This is a genomic window from Aerococcus sp. NPDC058936 (assembly GCF_042741995.1).
Taxonomy (GTDB): domain Bacteria; phylum Bacillota; class Bacilli; order Lactobacillales; family Aerococcaceae; genus Aerococcus.
The window spans coordinates 238,682-256,048 of the sequence record NZ_JBHYKZ010000003.1; the positions used below are offsets into that span (position 1 = coordinate 238,682).

General features: G+C 40.2%; 15 protein-coding genes and 1 other annotated feature. All 15 genes read left to right on the forward strand.

What is annotated here, in order from left to right; all coding sequences use genetic code 11:
• Positions 1 to 6: 6 nt before the first annotated feature.
• The 15 genes from mnmG to msrA all read left to right on the forward strand — a co-directional run bounded on the left by mnmG (position 7) and on the right by msrA (position 16,953).
• Complete coding sequence (mnmG, locus tag ACFW0C_RS03980; protein WP_378105599.1) at positions 7 to 1,905, forward strand: tRNA uridine-5-carboxymethylaminomethyl(34) synthesis enzyme MnmG; 1,899 nt, start codon at positions 7 to 9, stop codon at positions 1,903 to 1,905.
• A 327-nt stretch (positions 1,906 to 2,232) separates the two neighbouring features.
• A complete protein-coding gene (rsmG, locus tag ACFW0C_RS03985; protein ID WP_326132616.1) occupies positions 2,233 to 2,949 on the forward strand; it encodes a 16S rRNA (guanine(527)-N(7))-methyltransferase RsmG in 717 nt (238 codons plus the stop codon).
• A gap of 219 nt (positions 2,950 to 3,168) precedes the next feature.
• The gene (locus ACFW0C_RS03990) at positions 3,169 to 3,945 is read left to right on the forward strand and encodes a ParA family protein (protein WP_378105560.1); all 777 of its coding nucleotides are present in this window, start codon (positions 3,169 to 3,171) and stop codon (positions 3,943 to 3,945) included.
• Entirely contained in the window at positions 3,926 to 4,909 is a 984-nt protein-coding gene (locus ACFW0C_RS03995; protein WP_378105562.1) for a ParB/RepB/Spo0J family partition protein, read from the forward strand. The genes ACFW0C_RS03990 and ACFW0C_RS03995 overlap by 20 nt, the downstream gene beginning before the upstream one ends.
• Before the next feature lie 11 nt (positions 4,910 to 4,920).
• A complete protein-coding gene (locus ACFW0C_RS04000; RefSeq protein WP_026465520.1) occupies positions 4,921 to 5,121 on the forward strand; it encodes a DUF951 domain-containing protein in 201 nt (66 codons plus the stop codon).
• A gap of 118 nt (positions 5,122 to 5,239) precedes the next feature.
• Positions 5,240 to 6,334 carry a redox-regulated ATPase YchF gene (gene ychF / locus ACFW0C_RS04005; RefSeq protein ID WP_003142957.1) on the forward strand — a complete coding sequence of 365 codons (1,095 nt, stop codon included), beginning with the start codon at positions 5,240 to 5,242 and terminating at the stop codon, positions 6,332 to 6,334.
• Positions 6,335 to 6,366: 32 nt separating this feature from the next.
• Positions 6,367 to 7,113, forward strand: a complete 747-nt coding sequence (locus ACFW0C_RS04010; RefSeq protein ID WP_378105563.1) for a DUF1129 domain-containing protein — start codon at positions 6,367 to 6,369, stop codon at positions 7,111 to 7,113.
• Positions 7,114 to 7,234: 121 nt separating this feature from the next.
• Positions 7,235 to 8,320 (forward strand): thioredoxin domain-containing protein, encoded by a 1,086-nt coding sequence (locus ACFW0C_RS04015; RefSeq protein WP_378105564.1) that lies wholly within the window; start codon positions 7,235 to 7,237, stop codon positions 8,318 to 8,320.
• A gap of 25 nt (positions 8,321 to 8,345) precedes the next feature.
• A complete protein-coding gene (locus ACFW0C_RS04020) occupies positions 8,346 to 8,858 on the forward strand; it encodes a thioredoxin domain-containing protein (RefSeq protein WP_378105565.1) in 513 nt (170 codons plus the stop codon).
• 405 nt (positions 8,859 to 9,263) lie between these two features.
• Entirely contained in the window at positions 9,264 to 10,748 is a 1,485-nt protein-coding gene (gene guaB / locus ACFW0C_RS04025) for an IMP dehydrogenase (protein WP_378105568.1), read from the forward strand.
• Between the two features lie 213 nt (positions 10,749 to 10,961).
• The gene (locus ACFW0C_RS04030) at positions 10,962 to 11,645 is read left to right on the forward strand and encodes a response regulator transcription factor (protein ID WP_378105571.1); all 684 of its coding nucleotides are present in this window, start codon (positions 10,962 to 10,964) and stop codon (positions 11,643 to 11,645) included.
• Between the two features lie 249 nt (positions 11,646 to 11,894).
• Positions 11,895 to 12,956 carry a sensor histidine kinase gene (locus ACFW0C_RS04035; protein ID WP_378105572.1) on the forward strand — a complete coding sequence of 354 codons (1,062 nt, stop codon included), beginning with the start codon at positions 11,895 to 11,897 and terminating at the stop codon, positions 12,954 to 12,956.
• Entirely contained in the window at positions 12,957 to 14,366 is a 1,410-nt protein-coding gene (locus ACFW0C_RS04040; protein WP_378105574.1) for a D-alanyl-D-alanine carboxypeptidase family protein, read from the forward strand.
• 394 nt (positions 14,367 to 14,760) lie between these two features.
• Positions 14,761 to 15,003 (forward strand) — a binding site (T-box leader).
• A 57-nt stretch (positions 15,004 to 15,060) separates the two neighbouring features.
• Positions 15,061 to 16,368 (forward strand): serine--tRNA ligase, encoded by a 1,308-nt coding sequence (gene serS, locus ACFW0C_RS04045; protein WP_378105576.1) that lies wholly within the window; start codon positions 15,061 to 15,063, stop codon positions 16,366 to 16,368.
• 57 nt (positions 16,369 to 16,425) lie between these two features.
• Positions 16,426 to 16,953, forward strand: coding sequence for a peptide-methionine (S)-S-oxide reductase MsrA (gene msrA / locus ACFW0C_RS04050; RefSeq protein WP_290491187.1), 528 nt, complete (start codon positions 16,426 to 16,428; stop codon positions 16,951 to 16,953).
• Positions 16,954 to 17,367 lie beyond the last annotated feature (414 nt).

Here is a 17,367-nt window from a genome sequence, read left to right on the forward strand (position 1 = left end):
GAAATGATGCAAACTTACGAAGCAGGCAAATATGATGTCATTGTAGTTGGTGCTGGGCATGCAGGTAGTGAAGCAGCCTTAGCTGCAGCGCGTATGGGCGCTGAAACCATGTTAATCACGATTAATATTGATATGGTGGCCTTTATGCCATGTAACCCGTCAATTGGGGGACCAGCTAAAGGGGTAGTTGTAAGAGAAATCGACGCCCTTGGAGGTGAAATGGGCCGCAATATTGATAAAACCTATATCCAAATGCGTATGCTGAATACAGGTAAGGGACCAGCAGTCCGTGCCTTACGTGCGCAAGCAGATAAAGACGAATACGCTAAAGAAATGCGTAGAACTATCGAAAACCAAGACCACTTAACCCTACGTCAAGGTTTAGTTGACGACTTGATTATTGAAGATGATACGGTCAAAGGAATTATCACCAACACAGGTGCTATTTATCGTGCAGATGCTGTTATTTTGACAACAGGTACGGCAGCCCGGGGTGAAATTATTATTGGGGAATTAAAATATTCTTCAGGCCCAAACAACTCGCAACCGGCTGAGAAATTGACTGGGAATATGGCGGAAAAATATGGTTTCGATATTGCTCGCTTTAAAACGGGTACACCGCCACGCGTGGACAAACGTACGATCAACTATGATGCAACGGAAATCCAACCGGGTGATGATGCACCGAATCATTTTTCATTCATGTCTAAAGACGCGGATTACTTACCATTAGTAGACCAAGTCCCATGTTTCTTGACCTATACCAATGAAGCAACCCATGAAACAATTCGTGAAAACTTACACCGTGCCCCGATGTTTACAGGTATCGTTGAGGGTGTAGGTGCCCGTTACTGCCCGTCAATTGAAGATAAGATTGTGCGTTTTGCAGATAAACCAAAACACCAAATCTTCCTTGAACCTGAAGGGTTAGACAACGAAGAGATCTATGTCCAAGGACTTTCAACTTCACTACCAGAAGACGTTCAAAATGACATGATTCATTCAATTAAAGGCTTGGAAAACGCACGTATCATGCGTAACGGCTATGCCATTGAGTACGATGTGGTGAAACCAAACCAATTGAAAGTAAACTTAGAGACAAAACAAGTGGCCAACTTATTTACAGCAGGTCAAACAAATGGTACTTCTGGTTATGAAGAAGCTGCTGGTCAAGGTTTATACGCAGGAATCAATGCCGTCCTAAAAATCCGCGGCGAAGAACCATTTGTTATTGGCCGTGACCAAGGCTATATTGGGGTAATGATCGATGACTTAGTCACAAAAGGGACAACTGAACCGTATCGATTATTAACATCACGCGCTGAATACCGTTTATTATTACGTCATGACAACGCTGATACTCGTTTAACTGAAAAAGGTTATGAATTTGGTTTAGTATCTGAAGAACAATACAACTTATATAAATCAAACCAATCAGAGGTTGCTGAAGAGTTAGACCGTTTAGCCAATGTTCGCTTGAAACCAACTCAAGAATTACAAGACTACCTTGCAGAGAAAAATTCTGCAGCTTTAAAAGATGGGATTATGGCGAGTGACTTACTACGTCGTCCAGAGCTTAAAATTGATGATATCCTTAAATTCGCCCCAAGCGACAAGGATTTATCACGTCAAGTATTAGAACAAGTTGAAATCCAAATCAAATATGCTGGCTATATTGTGAAAGAACAACGTAAAGTAGAAAAATTACATCGTTTAGAGCAAAAAGAAATTCCAGCTGACATCGATTGGGATGCCATCGACAGCTTAGCCACCGAAGCGCGTCAACGATTGAAAGAAATCGGCCCACGTACTTTGGCACAAGCCAGTCGTGTATCAGGGGTAAACCCAGCAGATGTATCCATTATTATGGTTTACTTACAAGGCGGGCATGTAGCACGCGTTTAACCAGTAAGTACATTAAAAAAGCTATCCCAGAAAATAGGGATAGCTTTTTATGATTTATCATCAATAGTGCATCATATTTACAGTCAAATGGTCTGTGATGGGCATCATTTCGGGTCTATTATAATTTGTGTTCTTCAAGGACCTTATCTTCTTTTAAAAAGCGGGCTATGCTATAATTTGATTGAGAAAACATTGGGAATTGAACGGAAAAGGCGTATTCATATGCTAGAACGTGTTATTTTCCATATAACTGAAATGCAAGAATGGGAAAGCATTTTACCAAGTATTTAATATGGCCTCAGAATTCAATATAGAAAGTAGACGATTATGAATCCAGAACAATTTAAAAGTAGCCTTGCTGAAGCTGGGATCCAACTAAATGACCAACAAATGGCACAATTTAACCGTTATTTCGAGTTATTAGTTGAATGGAATGAAAAAATTAATTTAACAGCGATTACGGCATTAGAAGAAGTGTATTTGAAGCATTTCTATGATTCGCTGACTGTAGCCATGCATGTAGAGATGGCTGACCAGGAATATCGCTTGGTAGATGTGGGTTCAGGAGCTGGTTTCCCAAGTATCCCACTGAAAATTGCCTTGCCAAACTTAGATATCACCATCGTTGATTCATTGAATAAACGCATCAACTTTATCAATGAAGTGGTGAATGAACTTGGTTTAGAAGGTGTGCATGCCTACCACGATCGCGCTGAAACCTTTGGTCAAAACCCACAATTCCGCGGCCAATTCGACTTTGCAACAGCTAGAGCAGTGGCCCGTCTTAACTTGCTAGCAGAATTTTGTTTGCCTCTAGTGAAAAAGGACGGCCAATTTCTAGCTATGAAAGCACAAAAATCAGATGATGAAATCGAAGAAGCCAAACATGCCATTGCTATTTTAGGTGGTAAGTTTGTTGAGGATATTCAATTTGACCTACCAGCTGAAGCAGGCGAACGTCATATTCTACGGATTGAAAAACCAAAAGAAACACCAAATAAATATCCACGTAAGCCAGGAAAACCAGCGAAAAGTCCATTATAGTTAATAGAAAGCTATACTCGGCAAAAGTATTTTATTTGATAATAGAATTCTTTAAACAATATAGGGGCTTTTTTGGTACAATGGTAAAGAATAAACGACATGACAAGCATAATATTGCGAAAAATAGTCCAAACTATTTTGAATGAATGCGAAAGGAACGGAAACGCATTCCGTTCCTTTTTTATCGAAAATGATGTATACAACGTAGGGGGTTAGAAAATGGGTAAAGTAATCGCAGTCGCCAATCAAAAAGGTGGTGTTGGGAAGACAACAACTACTGTCAACTTAGCATCCGCACTTGCCTATCAAGGAAAGAGAATTTTATTGATCGATAGTGATGCGCAAGGGAATGCGACCAGTGGTTTAGGGATTGCTAAGGGTTCTGTTGACAATAGCATTTATGACGTATTGATCAACGAAGTTGCCGTAAAAGACGCGGTAGTGTCTTCATCCCGCGAGAACCTTTCTGTTGTACCGGCAACAATTTCATTGGCAGGGGCTGAGGTTGAGTTAACCAGCATCTCCCACCGTGAACAAAAGATGAAAGAAGCCATCCAACCAATTAGAAATGACTATGACTATATCTTCATTGACTGTCCGCCTTCACTAGGTCACTTGACAATCAATGCCTTCACCAGTGCTGATTCCGTACTGATTCCAGTACAAAGTGAATACTACGCCCTAGAAGGATTAAGTCAATTATTGAACACAATCCAATTAGTTCAAAAACACTTCAATGAAAGCTTAAAAATTGAAGGTGTTTTAATGACAATGTATGATGCAAGAACAAACTTATCGAACGAAGTTGTAGAAGAAGTCCGGAAGTACTTTGGTCAAGCAGTGTATACGACCTTGATTCCGCGAAATGTGCGCTTGTCTGAAGCACCATCATATGGACAATCCATCATTGATTATGATATTCGTTCTCGTGGTGCTGAAGTGTATCTGGAATTGGCAAAGGAAGTGCTAGAAAATAATGGCGAAACAAACAAATAAGCATAATAAGGGACTTGGCCGCGGGATTGATGCCTTTTTTGGCGGCGAAGCACTTTTTACCCAGGATGAGACAGACCAAGAGCAAGTTGACGTAAAAGATACAGCTGAAACAAGTAAGCAAACTACAAGTGAAGCGACTGTTGAAGCCCCTGCGACTGACAAAATGGTGCAGGAGATCAGTGTTGAAGATATTCGTCCAAACCCTTACCAACCCCGACACCAATTTGATGAAGATGCCTTGAACGACTTGGCCAAATCAATTCAAGAGCAAGGCATATTTCAGCCGATTACCCTACGTAAATCTGCGGTGAAAGGGTATGAAATTATTGCTGGTGAACGTCGTTTTCGTGCGTCTAAAATCGCCGGTTTAACGACAGTTCCAGCCATTGTACGTGAATTTTCTGATGAACAGATGATCGAAGCGTCTATCATCGAGAACTTACAACGTGAAAACCTAACTGCCCTAGAAGAAGCTATGGCTTACCAACAATTGATTGATGTTTTAGCCATTACACAAGATGAAGCTGCTAAACGCCTTGGGAAATCCAGAACTTATATCACCAACCATTTACGTTTACTAGGTTTGAGTGACGATATTAAAGCCCTAGTGCAATCAGGTGCCTTATCAGCAGGTCAAGCCCGGACTATTTTAGGGTTAAAATCAAAAAAAGACCAATCAAGTTTAGCTAAGAAGGTTGTTGCAGAAGGCATTACCGTTCGCCAATTGGAGAAAATGGTGCAAGCCTTAAACCAGCCAGCGGACAAGGATATTAAAAAAGACGGCGGCAAGAAAGAAGTCGTGCCACCTTATATCCGTGAAAGCGAAGACCGGTTAATGGATAAATTTGGGACGAATGTCCAAATCAATAATCGCGGAAAACGTGGCAAAATCGAAATCGAATACCTTTCTGAAGAAGATTTAACTCGTATTCTAGATATTTTGAATATTAAATTTGAAGATTAGAGGTGTATGTCTTGGGAGACAAAGAATATGGCATGCACGATATCGTGCAAATGAAAAAACAGCACCCGTGTGGTGAAAATGCCTGGAAAATCATTCGTTTAGGTGCGGATATCCGCATTAAATGCCAAGGTTGTGGCCAATCAGTCATGATGCCACGCCGTGAATTTGAAAAGAAAATGAAGAAAATCATTCAACCAGCAGACAATAACTAGTGGTTAATGCCCGTTTTGCCTATATTGGTCTGATGTGTACAAATTTTCAATCATCAAAATGACTTAAATGATAGAAATAAAGAAAAAATACCCTTAATAAAGAAAGAAGCGTGAAGAAATGGCCTTAACTGCCGGAATCGTAGGTTTACCAAACGTTGGAAAATCTACCTTATTTAATGCAATCACAAAATCTCAAGTAGAAGCTGCAAACTATCCCTTTGCAACAATTGACCCGAATGTGGGGGTTGTAGAGGTACCAGATAGCCGTCTACAAACACTTACTGAATTCTACGTACCAAAGAAAACTGTACCAACAACTTTTGAATTCACGGATATTGCGGGAATTGTTAAAGGGGCAAGTAAGGGTGAAGGTTTAGGAAACAAATTCTTAGCCAACATTCGCGAAGTAGATGCGATTATCCACGTGGTTCGTTGCTTTGAAGATGGGAATATCACCCATGTTTCTGGAAAAGTAGATCCCGCTGACGATATTGAAACAATTAACCTAGAGTTAATCTTATCTGACCTAGAAACAGTCAATAAACGCTACGAAAAAGCAGTAAAAATGGCTAAATCAAAAGACCATGATGCAATCGTTGAAGCCAACGCTTTAGCTAAGGTAAAAGAAGTGCTTGAAGCTGGTAAATCAGCTCGAACAGTGACTTTTACTGAAGAAGAACAGCCATTTATTGACCGCATGTTCCTTTTGACAACAAAACCAATCTTATACGTAGCGAACGTAAACGAGGATGATGCAGCAACTGGTAACGACTATGTTGAAATCGTACGCGGTATTGCAAGTGAAGAGGATGCTGAAGTGGTAATTGTTTCAGCGCAAATCGAAGAAGAATTGGCGTCATTGGACGATGAAGACCGTGAAATGTTCATGGAAGACTTGGGGATGGAAGTATCTGGATTAGACCGTTTAATCCAACGCGCTTACACTTTATTAGGTCTTGAAACTTACTTTACTGCCGGTGAACAAGAAGTACGCGCTTGGACCTTCAAAAAGGGCATGAAAGCCCCACAAGCAGCGGGCGTCATTCACTCAGACTTTGAAAAAGGCTTTATCCGTGCAGAAACCTTATCTTATGAAGATTTACTGACTTATGGTAGTGAAAAAGCAGCCAAAGAAGCAGGTCGCTACCGTTCTGAAGGTAAGGACTACGTTGTGAAAGACGGCGATATCTTACTATTTAGATTTAACGTTTAAGATCATTCAGGAAAAAGGAGATTTGACCAACAATGGCAATAGGAAATGAGAAAAAATCGAGAGCTGAAATTCAAGCTGAACATGAAGCGGCTGAAAAAGCAGCCCGCCAACGCATCAAAGACGAACGCGAAGGCCTATACGCGGGTTTAACCAAACGTAACCAAGAATTTATGATCAAATTTTTGAATGAAATCAATGCTTTAGGTTACGATGGCGATATCGACTTAAAAGAAAATCAAATGTTGCATACCCTTATTGAAGAGCAAGATAAAGGGGTTACTGCTAAACAATTATACGGCACACCAACAACTTACGCCCAAGAACTACACCAAAACCCTAACGACGGTAATGGGACAGTTCAAGCAGGCGACAGCCCATTCTGGCATTACTGGGTTGAAGGTGGCTTATTAATTGGTGGTGTATTTGCGGGTATCTCTGGATTGACCTTATTAATCGGTTCAGAAAATGCCTCATCCGGCCCAGCTGGTTTATTCACCTTAATCTTGAACTTTATTGTTGGGGGGCTAGCAATGGCTGTTCTGACAACAAATCAACCAGATATGTCTAAACCGAAGAAAGAACGCGGCACTATGCGGTATATCTTGATTTCAGTAGCTGTTCTATTAGCTTGGATCTTACTCATTTCCCTAACTGAATTCTTGCCAGCGGGTATTAACCCAGAATTACCATTATTCGCTTACCTAGCCCTGGCAGTCCTAGGGTTAGCCGGCAGATGGTGGTTTAAACGTGAATTCAAAGTACAAAATACCTTATTCTAAAGACAAGGGTCTGTCAGTTATTCTGGCAGGCTTTTTTGATAGCTTCGAGTTGATATTTTTGGCATAACGAGGAAACTTCGTTAAGATAAAGGTATTAAAAGTACAAAGGACGTGTAATAAAATGGATGCAACAAATATTGATTTCTCAACAGTTTCAGATGACCTAGGATTTCGCTACGGGAAAGCAGACGCACCGGTAAAACTATATGCCTACTTAAACGTAGAATGTCCTTTTTCACGGAAATTCGAACAACAAAATACGGCGATTATTCAAGAATTCGTTGAAGCGGGCAAAGTACAATATATTGTGAAGCCTCTAGACCGCCCAACTGGTCACTTGCGAAAAGGGAATGTGATGCATAGTTACCTGACTTACGATGACCCGGAAAATGCCTTCAAGCAGTTAACAGAGATGTTTGCAACCCGTCAGGAATGGACGGAATTAGACGAAGCAGGCGTAGCAGCATATGCTGAAAACCAATTAGGTTACACTAAACAAGACAACGACGATACCCAAGAAGCCATTAAAGCTGAAGCGGTTGAAGTAGGGGCCAAAACAGTGCCAACTGCCTATGTATTTGGCCAAGCCTTTGACGAGCACGAAGACAACGAGACTATTCGCGAATGGTTTAACGCTGCTTACCAAACAGCTACTGCAACAGAAGCCTATGATTTCGGGGCCGACAAATTAGATTTAGACAAGGTTACGGATAAACGGGCTATTAAATACGGCCAAGATGATGCGCCAATTAAGGTGACAGAATATATCAACTTCCGTTGCCAAGGGTCTAAAAACTTTGAAGACGCCGTGTCTGAAAAATTAGAAGTCTTAGCGGATGAAGGGAAGATTCAACGGATTATCAAACACGTTGATATCGATAAGGCTGGCTTAGCTAAAGGGGAAGTAATTAACCGCTTTGTAGACTATAAGGACCAAGAAAAAGCCTACAAACAATTCAAAGAAATCTTCGCCCGTCATGGTGAATGGAAAACGACAGACTTTGGTGGCATCGTAGACTATGCTATTGAAACGCTATCTTACCAATACCAAGGCAACCGCCTGCAAAACGATGTCGTTAAAGCTGAATTTGAAGCGCTTGGCGGTACAGCAACCCCAACAATTGTCGTAAATAATGAAAAAGCTTTTGTGGGGCCAAATGCAGCAGCTGAATTAATTGCTTACTTAGACGAACAAATTGCTCGTTAATGAAAATATATAAGGAGGCATTTAAATGACCTTTCAAACAGATAAAATCACCTATCAAGATGCGATTAAACTTGGAAAGGATACAGCCAAGGTTAAAGTCGTTGAATACTACAACCTCGCTTGTCCGGATGCCTTAAATTACCAGGAGCAATTCGCCTTCTTCCTAGATCCATTAATTCAAACAGGGCAGGTGCAACGGATTTTGAAGCACTATGATAAAACCAGTCCGCGTCTACAGAAAGGTAATCTGGTCCATGATTACATCGACTACGACAACCAAGAAGCAGCCTATACTGTGGCAAACCAATACCTTCGGGCGCAAAATGACTGGGCGCGTCTAGATCTTGATAAAGTTGAAGCCTATTTAGCCCAACAAGGACGTGTGCAACAAGACAATAGTGAACTGGCAGCCCGCGTATTTGAAGAAGCACAAGCAGTTGGTGTCGGTGCGGTGCCAACAATTTTCATCGAAGACCATGCCTTCGTTGAAACAGTAGACCCAGAAGCCTTCAAACAAGCCATAATGGAAAGAATCTAAGTGTTTTGATTTTTCCCTGGCAAACTTATACGAATAATCAGTCAAAGGTCGTGACTTAATGTCACGGCTTTTTGTGTTGTATAAATATTGGATTTGTATGTTGAAAAAGTATGTCATTGTGTCATAGGTTTATGGGGGTCTTGTTAACAATGGTTTTTGCTATAGGTATAAGGTAAATATATCTAGGTAAGAGAAGAGATAATGCCTCTAGCCGATTTCCGAACGTTAAAATTTAATACAAGTTTTCAAAACCACATATTCCTTTTTCAACTAAATAAAAAGCGAACTATATCTTTAATATATAAAAAAAATCCATTTATTTACGAAATATAAGGTTGACCTTGTTGGTGTATGGTGGTAGGATAGTAAAAATCAATTTTATACAGAAAAGGGGAATGAATGACAATGACTACTGCATGGGAAAACAAGTTCGCTAAAGAGGGCTTAACATTTGATGATGTCTTACTATTGCCAGCACATTCAGAGGTGTTGCCTAACGAGGTAGACTTAGGCGTACAGTTGGCACCCAACTTGAAATTAAATATTCCAATCCTTTCAGCTTCAATGGATACTGTAACGGATGCGAGCATGGCCATCGCTATGGCACGCCAAGGTGGACTTGGTATTATTCACAAAAACATGACAATTGCCCAACAAGCGGATGAAGTACGTAAGGTGAAGCGTTCAGAATCAGGTGTCATTTCAGATCCATTCTACTTATTCCCTGAATCTTCTGTGAAAGAAGCAGTGGCATTGATGGGTCGTTACCGGATTTCTGGTGTACCCATCATCAATAATGAAGAAGACCACAAATTATTGGGAATCTTAACAAACCGTGACATCCGTTTCTTGGAAAATCATGACCAAGCCATTGAAAATGTCATGACTAAGGATGACTTAGTGGTTGCACCACAAGGGACTTCTTTAGAAGAAGCAAGCCATATCTTATACGAAAACCGTATAGAGAAATTATTACTAGTTGATGACCAAGGCCGTTTAACTGGCTTAGTCACCATTAAAGATATTGAACGGGTAACAGACTATCCAAATTCTGCTAAAGACGCAAAAGGTCGTTTGATTGCGGGTGCGGCAGTTGGGGTTACCTCAGATACATTTGAACGTGTTGCGGCTTTACTTGAAGCAGGTGCAGATGCGATTGTAATCGATACTGCACATGGTCACTCTGCAGGGGTTTTACGTAAAATTGCACAAATCCGCCAAGAGTTCCCAGAAGCTACTTTAATCGCTGGAAATGTAGCGACAGCTGAAGGTACGCGTGCTTTATATGAAGCAGGTGTAGACGTGGTTAAAGTAGGGATTGGGCCTGGTTCAATTTGTACAACACGTGTGGTTGCTGGTGTTGGTGTACCACAAATTACAGCGGTGTATGACGCAGCTAGTGTAGCCAACGAATACGGCAAGACTATTATTGCGGATGGTGGGATCAAATTCTCAGGTGATATTGTCAAAGCTTTAGCGGCTGGTGGCCATGCAGTGATGTTAGGATCAATGTTAGCGGGTACTGACGAAGCACCTGGGGAATTAGAAATCTTCCAAGGACGTCAATTTAAAACTTACCGTGGTATGGGTTCATTAGGGGCTATGAAAAAAGGTTCTGCGGACCGTTACTTCCAAGGTGAAGTCAACGAAGCCAACAAATTAGTGCCTGAAGGCATCGAAGGACGCGTTGCTTATAAGGGTTCAGTTTCAGGTATTATCTTCCAATTACTTGGTGGTATTGAATCAGGTATGGGCTATTGCGGTGCTGCAACAGTTGAAGACCTACGTCAACATGCACAATTTATTCGCATGACAGGTGCTGGTTTAATTGAATCGCATCCGCATGATGTACAAATCACTAAAGAAGCGCCAAACTATTCAAGAGGCTAATCGATTAAAGATGAAAATTTTCCAAGGGCAAGTTGGTCAGCAAGACTGCACTTGTCCTTTTTCAATGGAAAAAATCTTTAAAACGGGTCGGAAAAGCTTGTGATATCAAGTCTTAAGGCATTCTTAACTACTTTTAAATAGAAATATAGGACTTATGTGGTTGGGGTTTGTTAAAATAAGGTAGAGAAACTATAGCGTTCGGAGGATGACCTAATGAAAATTTTAATTACTGATGACGATAAGGAAATCGTTGAATTATTAACTATATATGCTACAAATGAAGACTACGAGGTAATCCAGGCTTTTGATGGGGATGATGCCTTGAAGAAAATTGCTGAGAATCCTGATATTGCTATGATGGTATTGGATATTATGATGCCTGGTAAGGACGGAATTACGGTGATCAAGGAGTTGCGGAAACGTGATGTGGATATGCCAATCTTACTATTATCTGCTAAATCGTCTGATATGGACAAGATTTCTGGTTTAACGACTGGTGCGGATGATTATGTGACGAAACCCTTTAACCCGCTTGAAGTCATGGCTCGTATCAAATCTTTATTGCGTCGTGCTTCTTCTGCTGGCGATGATTCAGCAACGATTGAGGTTGGTCCACTTGTGATTAATAAAAATTCTCATGAGGTAACGACAACGGATGGTCAACAAATTCAACTAACTGCGCTAGAATTTGGTATATTATACTTACTAGCTAGTAATCCAAATAACGTATTCTCAGCTGACGAGATTTTTGAACGTGTATGGCAGCAAGAATCTGTGGTATCAGCGAAGACTGTTATGGTTCACGTGAGCCATTTGCGTGATAAGATTGGTGAAGCTACAGGTGGGGACAAGGTGATCTCAACTGTTTGGGGTGTAGGTTATAAAATTACAGCCTAGTCGCTAAGTATAGAAAAAAGCCTGGTATCACGGCGGATGTTCAGTAAGACTGGGGAATGCGATATTGTAGTCAATGCCCCTAGTCTTTTTTACATTTTTATAGTAGTTGGGTAATCGGTTAGTTAGTTAATAGTCTAGTAATAGTTAGAAGGTGCGCTCTTGCAAAAAAAGAAAAGTAGAATGCATACAGAGCTTTTTTTTGAAGCGATTGTGTGGCTAGCGATATTGGTCATACTGTATTTTGGGTTAATGTTCGTGTTGATCACGGTCTATGAAACCAATTATTCAGTCTTATTACGGACATATCCTGGCTCTTTTTTTGTCCACCCACAATTTCAACAAAATTTCTTTCTGTCTCTAACCATGGTTTACTTGGTGATGAGTGTTTCCTTTGTTGGCTGGCGGATTTATCGTCGGCTACGGGCGGTTCAATTGGGCTATGTGCTTGAAGAGCTGCACTATATTTCACAAGGAAACTACCATCATAAGATTTCTACTTCCGAGTTGAATGGGATGCAGCCGGTTGTAGATTCGATTAATCGTCTGGTTGACTCCACTGTAAAAGCGCGGGAAGAAGAGCGGCGGATTGAACAGTCTAAGGATGACTTGATAACCAATATGAGTCATGACATTCGGACCCCGCTTACTTCCGTGATTGGTTACTTGACCTTATTAAAGCAGGAAGAGTTGAAAGACCCAGAAAAGGCTATGAAGTATATCAACATCGCTTACGATAAGGCCATTCAAATGCAACGTATGACTGAAGATTTGTTTGAATATACGAAGGTTAAACAAGTGGATACTAAGTTGGCCATTAACCGGATCAATGTGGTCCGTATGGTAGAACAAATTACGGTAGAATTTGAATTAGAAGCCCATAAAGTCGGCCGTGAATTTCAAATTGTGGCCGAACCGGATGACAATATCCTGGTCGATATTGACCCAGAAAAATTTGTGCGTATCTTTTCTAATTTATTTACCAATGCCTTTAAATATGGTGGAAAGGGTAAGTATATCAGGATTTCAATCTATCAAGACCAAGAAAAGACCAAGTTTGTCGTTGAAAATGACGGTGCTAAGATTCCTAAGGGGCAACTGAAGGACCTATTCCAGAGATTTTATCGGGGGGATAAATCTCGAACTGAGCCACAGACGGGTAGTGGTTTGGGGTTAGCGATTACGCAATCGATTATTGAACTGCACCGTGGTGAAATTCACGCGGAGTCGGACCATAAAGGGACGCGGTTCATTTTCACCATTCCTAATCGCTTTGAAGATTTAGATGATCATGTAGAAATGGAGCGAATGTAAGTGAAGAATAAGTTGACAAAAGTTTTGACTACAGCATTGGTTGCCTTGTTAGGCCTCAATTTGGCCCAAGTGCCGATGGCTGTGTTAGCAACTGAAAATACAACTGTAGACACTAGTCAAGCGAGTGAGGCGACCAGTGGTACGGTAGCAGAATTTTCAGAAGAAATTGCGACAAATTACGGGTTGGATATCGATGCCGCGATGGCCATTGATAGTGAATCTGGCCAAATTTTATATGACCAAAATGGGGCCGAGTTACACGGGATTGCTTCATTGACCAAGTTAATTGCCTTGTTTGTTATATATGATGAAATTGCAGCAGGAAATTTGTCGTTTGACACTAAAGTACCTGTCTCGGAGGCAGTTTCAGCGCTTTCCGTAGCGGCTGGTTTATCTAATGTGCCATTAGAAGAATCAAATGATTATTATACAGTGGATGCTTTAATTGATGCTGCTGTGATTGGGTCAGGGAATGCAGCTGTAGTTGCCTTGGCTGAATATATTGCTGGCTCAGAGCAAGCTTTTGTTGAAATGATGAGTGACAAATTAACCGAACTCGGCATCAAAGACTTCGAACTATATACCGCTTCAGGTCTAGCTGGTTCATGGTTAACCACAACTGATGGTTCTGCGTCACCGTACTCAATTGACCAAGAAAATATGATGCAGGCTCGCGACATCTTGTTCGTGGCCCGTGAAATCGTCAATGAATATCCGGATGTTTTAGAACGGTCTAATGTCACTTCAAAAGAATTCCAAGTATCGGATACGGAGACTTATACTTTAGAGAGCACCAACCTGTTTCTACCAGGCAATGCCTACGAACGTGACGACGTATCTGGTCTTAAAACAGGGACTGAATCTATTGCCGGTCGTTGTATCATCATCATGAGTCAAATCGATGGTCGCGACATCATGCTTGTGACCTTAGGTGCTGAAACAGAAGATGAACGGTATGTAAATACAGGCACATTACTGACTGCCCTACAAGAAAATCTTGCTTATACTACCCTTTATGAAGAAGGTACCCCTTGGTTGCCTGCTGATAACGTAGCTATTTACCAAGGTGTCGTTAGTGGCGTAGATCTGAATTATGCCAAAACGAATGCCCTATTCTTACCTTACAATTATGATTTAGAAAATAATTCGACTACAACTTATGATGCAGCCTTCCAATATGACGCTGTAGGGAATTTGGCGCTTACAGCGCCATTGTCAGTGGACCAATCAATTAATACTTTCAATACGATGGTAAACTTTGATGAGAGTCTCTTTAACCAATTGGACATGTCAAATGCCATTGTACCAGCAGAAGATGTCGATAAGGTCAGCATTGTTGTACAAGTGGCCCGGATCATGGAAGATTTATTTAAAGGCTGGAAGGAAGATATCCAAGGCGTTTTTAGTTAATAACAATATAGATTTTCAAGAAATGAAATACTCGTATTTCTCAAATTATTTATAAATTTATCTAGAGACGGACACACTTCGTTTTTTGTACAGGCCTGAACTACACTGTTTGTAAAAGAATTATATTTTTTCGCTAAAGTCATGATATCTTGTCATGACTTTTTTACGTTTCTGTAGAAGCTTATTTGTGACTTTATAGAAGTGCTTTGTACGAAGCAGCCTAGATTTGAGTGTTGCTTAATTTTGCGTAGGTGAAGTGACAGCCACAAGTGAAAGTGTCAACTATCTATAAATGACTTTTTTCCCAGCTCTGCCCATGTCTAAATGACTTTATTAACACCTAATTTGAGGCAATTGACTTTTATTTCACTCAAATATATAATGGAGGCAATAAAAGAAAGTATCGATTGTGACTAGTAATATAGGCTGATTTCTAGAGAACTTGCGGCAGGTGAAAGCAGGTAATTAAGCGATATGAATCCACACAATCACTGACTACGAATATGAGGATATTATCCTAATTAAGTAGAACCGGGTTAGCCGTTATCTAATGAGCGTAAGACATAGTATTTTTGTGTCTTAAAGTAGGGTGGCACCGCGCAATAATATATGAACTTCAAGCTATTTCGTCCCTTCCATTTTTTGGGAGACCGAAATAGTTTTTTTATTTTTACTTACTATAGGAGGAAAAGAAATGATTGATATTAAATTACTAAGAGACAACTTTGATGCGACTGCTGAGAAATACGCTAGCCGTGGGGTTGCGAAAGACGAATTAGAGAAATTAATTGATTTAGACGGCCAACGTCGTGAAGTGATTTCTCAAACAGAGACCTTAAAGGCTGAACGTAATGCTGTTTCTGATGAAATTGGTTTATTACGCCGTAACAAAGAAAATGCGGATGATAAAATTGCCCGCATGAAAGAAGTAGGGGAAGAAATCCTTGTTTTAGACGAAAAACTGGCTAAATTGGATGAGCAAGTAACTTACATCATGGATCGTTTACCAAACTTACCACATGATTCAGTACCAGTTGGTACAGATGAAGATGACAACGTTGAAGTGCGTCGTTGGAGCCAAGCCCCTGAGTTTGATTTTCAACCAAAAGCTCACTACGAAATTGGTGAAGAATTAGGTATTTTAGACTTTGAACGTGGTGCTAAAGTTTCAGGTGCCCGCTTCCTTTACTACCGTGGTTTAGGTGCCCGTTTAGAGCGTGCAGTTTATAACTTTATGTTAGACCAACACCAAGAAGAGGGTTACGAAGAAATCATTCCTCCTTACTTAGTGAATGACAAAGCTATGTATGGTACTGGTCAATTCCCTAAATTTACAGAAGATGTCTTCTCAACAACTAACGAAGATCGTCACCTAACATTGATTCCAACAGCCGAAGTACCTTTAACAAACTATTTTGCTAATGAAATCATCCCAGGTGAAAATTTACCAATCTACTTCACAGCAATGTCTCCAAGTTTCCGTTCAGAAGCCGGGTCTGCTGGTCGTGATACTCGTGGTTTGATTCGTTTACACCAATTCCAAAAAGTTGAGATGGTAAAATTCGCACGCCCAGAAGATTCTTATGAAGAATTAGAAAAAATGGTTACAAATGCTGAAAATATCCTACAAAAATTAAACTTACCTTATCGTGTCATCACATTATCAACTGGAGACATGGGCTTCTCTGCAGCCAAAACTTATGACTTAGAAGTATGGGTACCAGCGCAAGAAACATATCGTGAAATTTCTTCATGTTCAAATACTGAAGCTTTCCAAGCGCGCCGTGCTTTAATTCGTTTCCGTAATGCAAATGGTAAACCAGAATATGTACATACATTAAATGGGTCTGGTTTAGCAGTTGGACGTACAGTAACAGCTATTCTAGAAAACTACCAAAACGCTGATGGGTCAGTAACAATCCCTGAAGCATTAGTCCCTTACATGGGTGGTATTACAGAAATCACAAAAGAAAATGCATCTGGCGTTTCAAAATTAAAATAATGTAATACAATAGAGATGGATTAATTTCTTTTTAATATAACGAAAGGGGCAATTAGGATGTCTAAAGAAACAGCAGTATTTGCCGGCGGATGTTTCTGGTGTATGGTACAACCATTCGAAGAAATGGACGGTATTGAAAAAGTGACATCAGGTTACACTGGTGGACATAAAGAAAATCCTACATATGAAGAAGTTTGCTCGGGAACAACCGGTCATACAGAAGCAGTTGAGATTGAATTTGATAATGAAAAAATAAGCTATCCAGAATTGCTTGATATTTATTGGCAACAAACAGACCCAACTGACGCAATGGGTCAATTTGTTGATCGTGGTGATTCTTATCGACCTGAAATCTTTGTGAACAGTGAAGAACAGGCAGAAGCTGCAGAGAAATCTAAAGCAGCCTTAGATGCGAGTGGTCGTTTTAGCAAACCAGTTCTAACACAAATCACGAAAGCATCAACTTTCTGGCCAGCAGAAGATTACCACCAACAATTCTACAAAAAGAATCCAGCCCACTATAAACGTTATAGTGAGTTATCTGGACGTAAAACATTCATCCAAGATAGTTGGGAAGAAGCTTAAACGCTATATTTCACTATAAAGAATTTAGGAGATCCTAGGTATATTATCTAGGGTCTTTTATTTTTTGAAGAAATACGAAAAAGAGGTTTACAAGAACCTAGAAAGGTGATAATATATTTTTCAGACGTTATTATTGTTTCTGTTGAAACAGAGAAGAACATTAAAAAAAATGTTGACTTCAATCAGCTGAACATGGTAATATCTAATAGTTGCGTTACAGCGTAACAACAACCGAGAAAACAACATTTTAAATAACTTTTAAAAAGTTGTTGACTTCCAGTCAAACGCGTGATAACATTAAATAGTTGTCACAAGGGCGACGAGATAGACCTTTGAAAACTGAACAAAGAAGACAAACCAAAAATTGTGTATGGAATCATTTGATTCCAACAATTAAAAGTAGTGAGAACTACT

Excerpts from the sequence above, each read along its gene's own strand:
- mnmG (WP_378105599.1), top strand. The coding sequence starts at position 7 with ATGCAAACTTACGAAGCAGGCAAATATGATGTCATTGTAGTTGGTGCT.
- rsmG (WP_326132616.1), top strand. The coding sequence starts at position 2,233 with ATGAATCCAGAACAATTTAAAAGTAGCCTTGCTGAAGCTGGGATCCAA.
- ACFW0C_RS03990 (WP_378105560.1), top strand. The coding sequence starts at position 3,169 with ATGGGTAAAGTAATCGCAGTCGCCAATCAAAAAGGTGGTGTTGGGAAG.
- ACFW0C_RS03995 (WP_378105562.1), top strand. The coding sequence starts at position 3,926 with ATGGCGAAACAAACAAATAAGCATAATAAGGGACTTGGCCGCGGGATT.
- ychF (WP_003142957.1), top strand. The coding sequence starts at position 5,240 with ATGGCCTTAACTGCCGGAATCGTAGGTTTACCAAACGTTGGAAAATCT.
- ACFW0C_RS04010 (WP_378105563.1), top strand. The coding sequence starts at position 6,367 with ATGGCAATAGGAAATGAGAAAAAATCGAGAGCTGAAATTCAAGCTGAA.
- ACFW0C_RS04015 (WP_378105564.1), top strand. The coding sequence starts at position 7,235 with ATGGATGCAACAAATATTGATTTCTCAACAGTTTCAGATGACCTAGGA.
- ACFW0C_RS04020 (WP_378105565.1), top strand. The coding sequence starts at position 8,346 with ATGACCTTTCAAACAGATAAAATCACCTATCAAGATGCGATTAAACTT.
- guaB (WP_378105568.1), top strand. The coding sequence starts at position 9,264 with ATGACTACTGCATGGGAAAACAAGTTCGCTAAAGAGGGCTTAACATTT.
- ACFW0C_RS04030 (WP_378105571.1), top strand. The coding sequence starts at position 10,962 with ATGAAAATTTTAATTACTGATGACGATAAGGAAATCGTTGAATTATTA.
- ACFW0C_RS04035 (WP_378105572.1), top strand. The coding sequence starts at position 11,895 with ATGTTCGTGTTGATCACGGTCTATGAAACCAATTATTCAGTCTTATTA.
- serS (WP_378105576.1), top strand. The coding sequence starts at position 15,061 with ATGATTGATATTAAATTACTAAGAGACAACTTTGATGCGACTGCTGAG.
- msrA (WP_290491187.1), top strand. The coding sequence starts at position 16,426 with ATGTCTAAAGAAACAGCAGTATTTGCCGGCGGATGTTTCTGGTGTATG.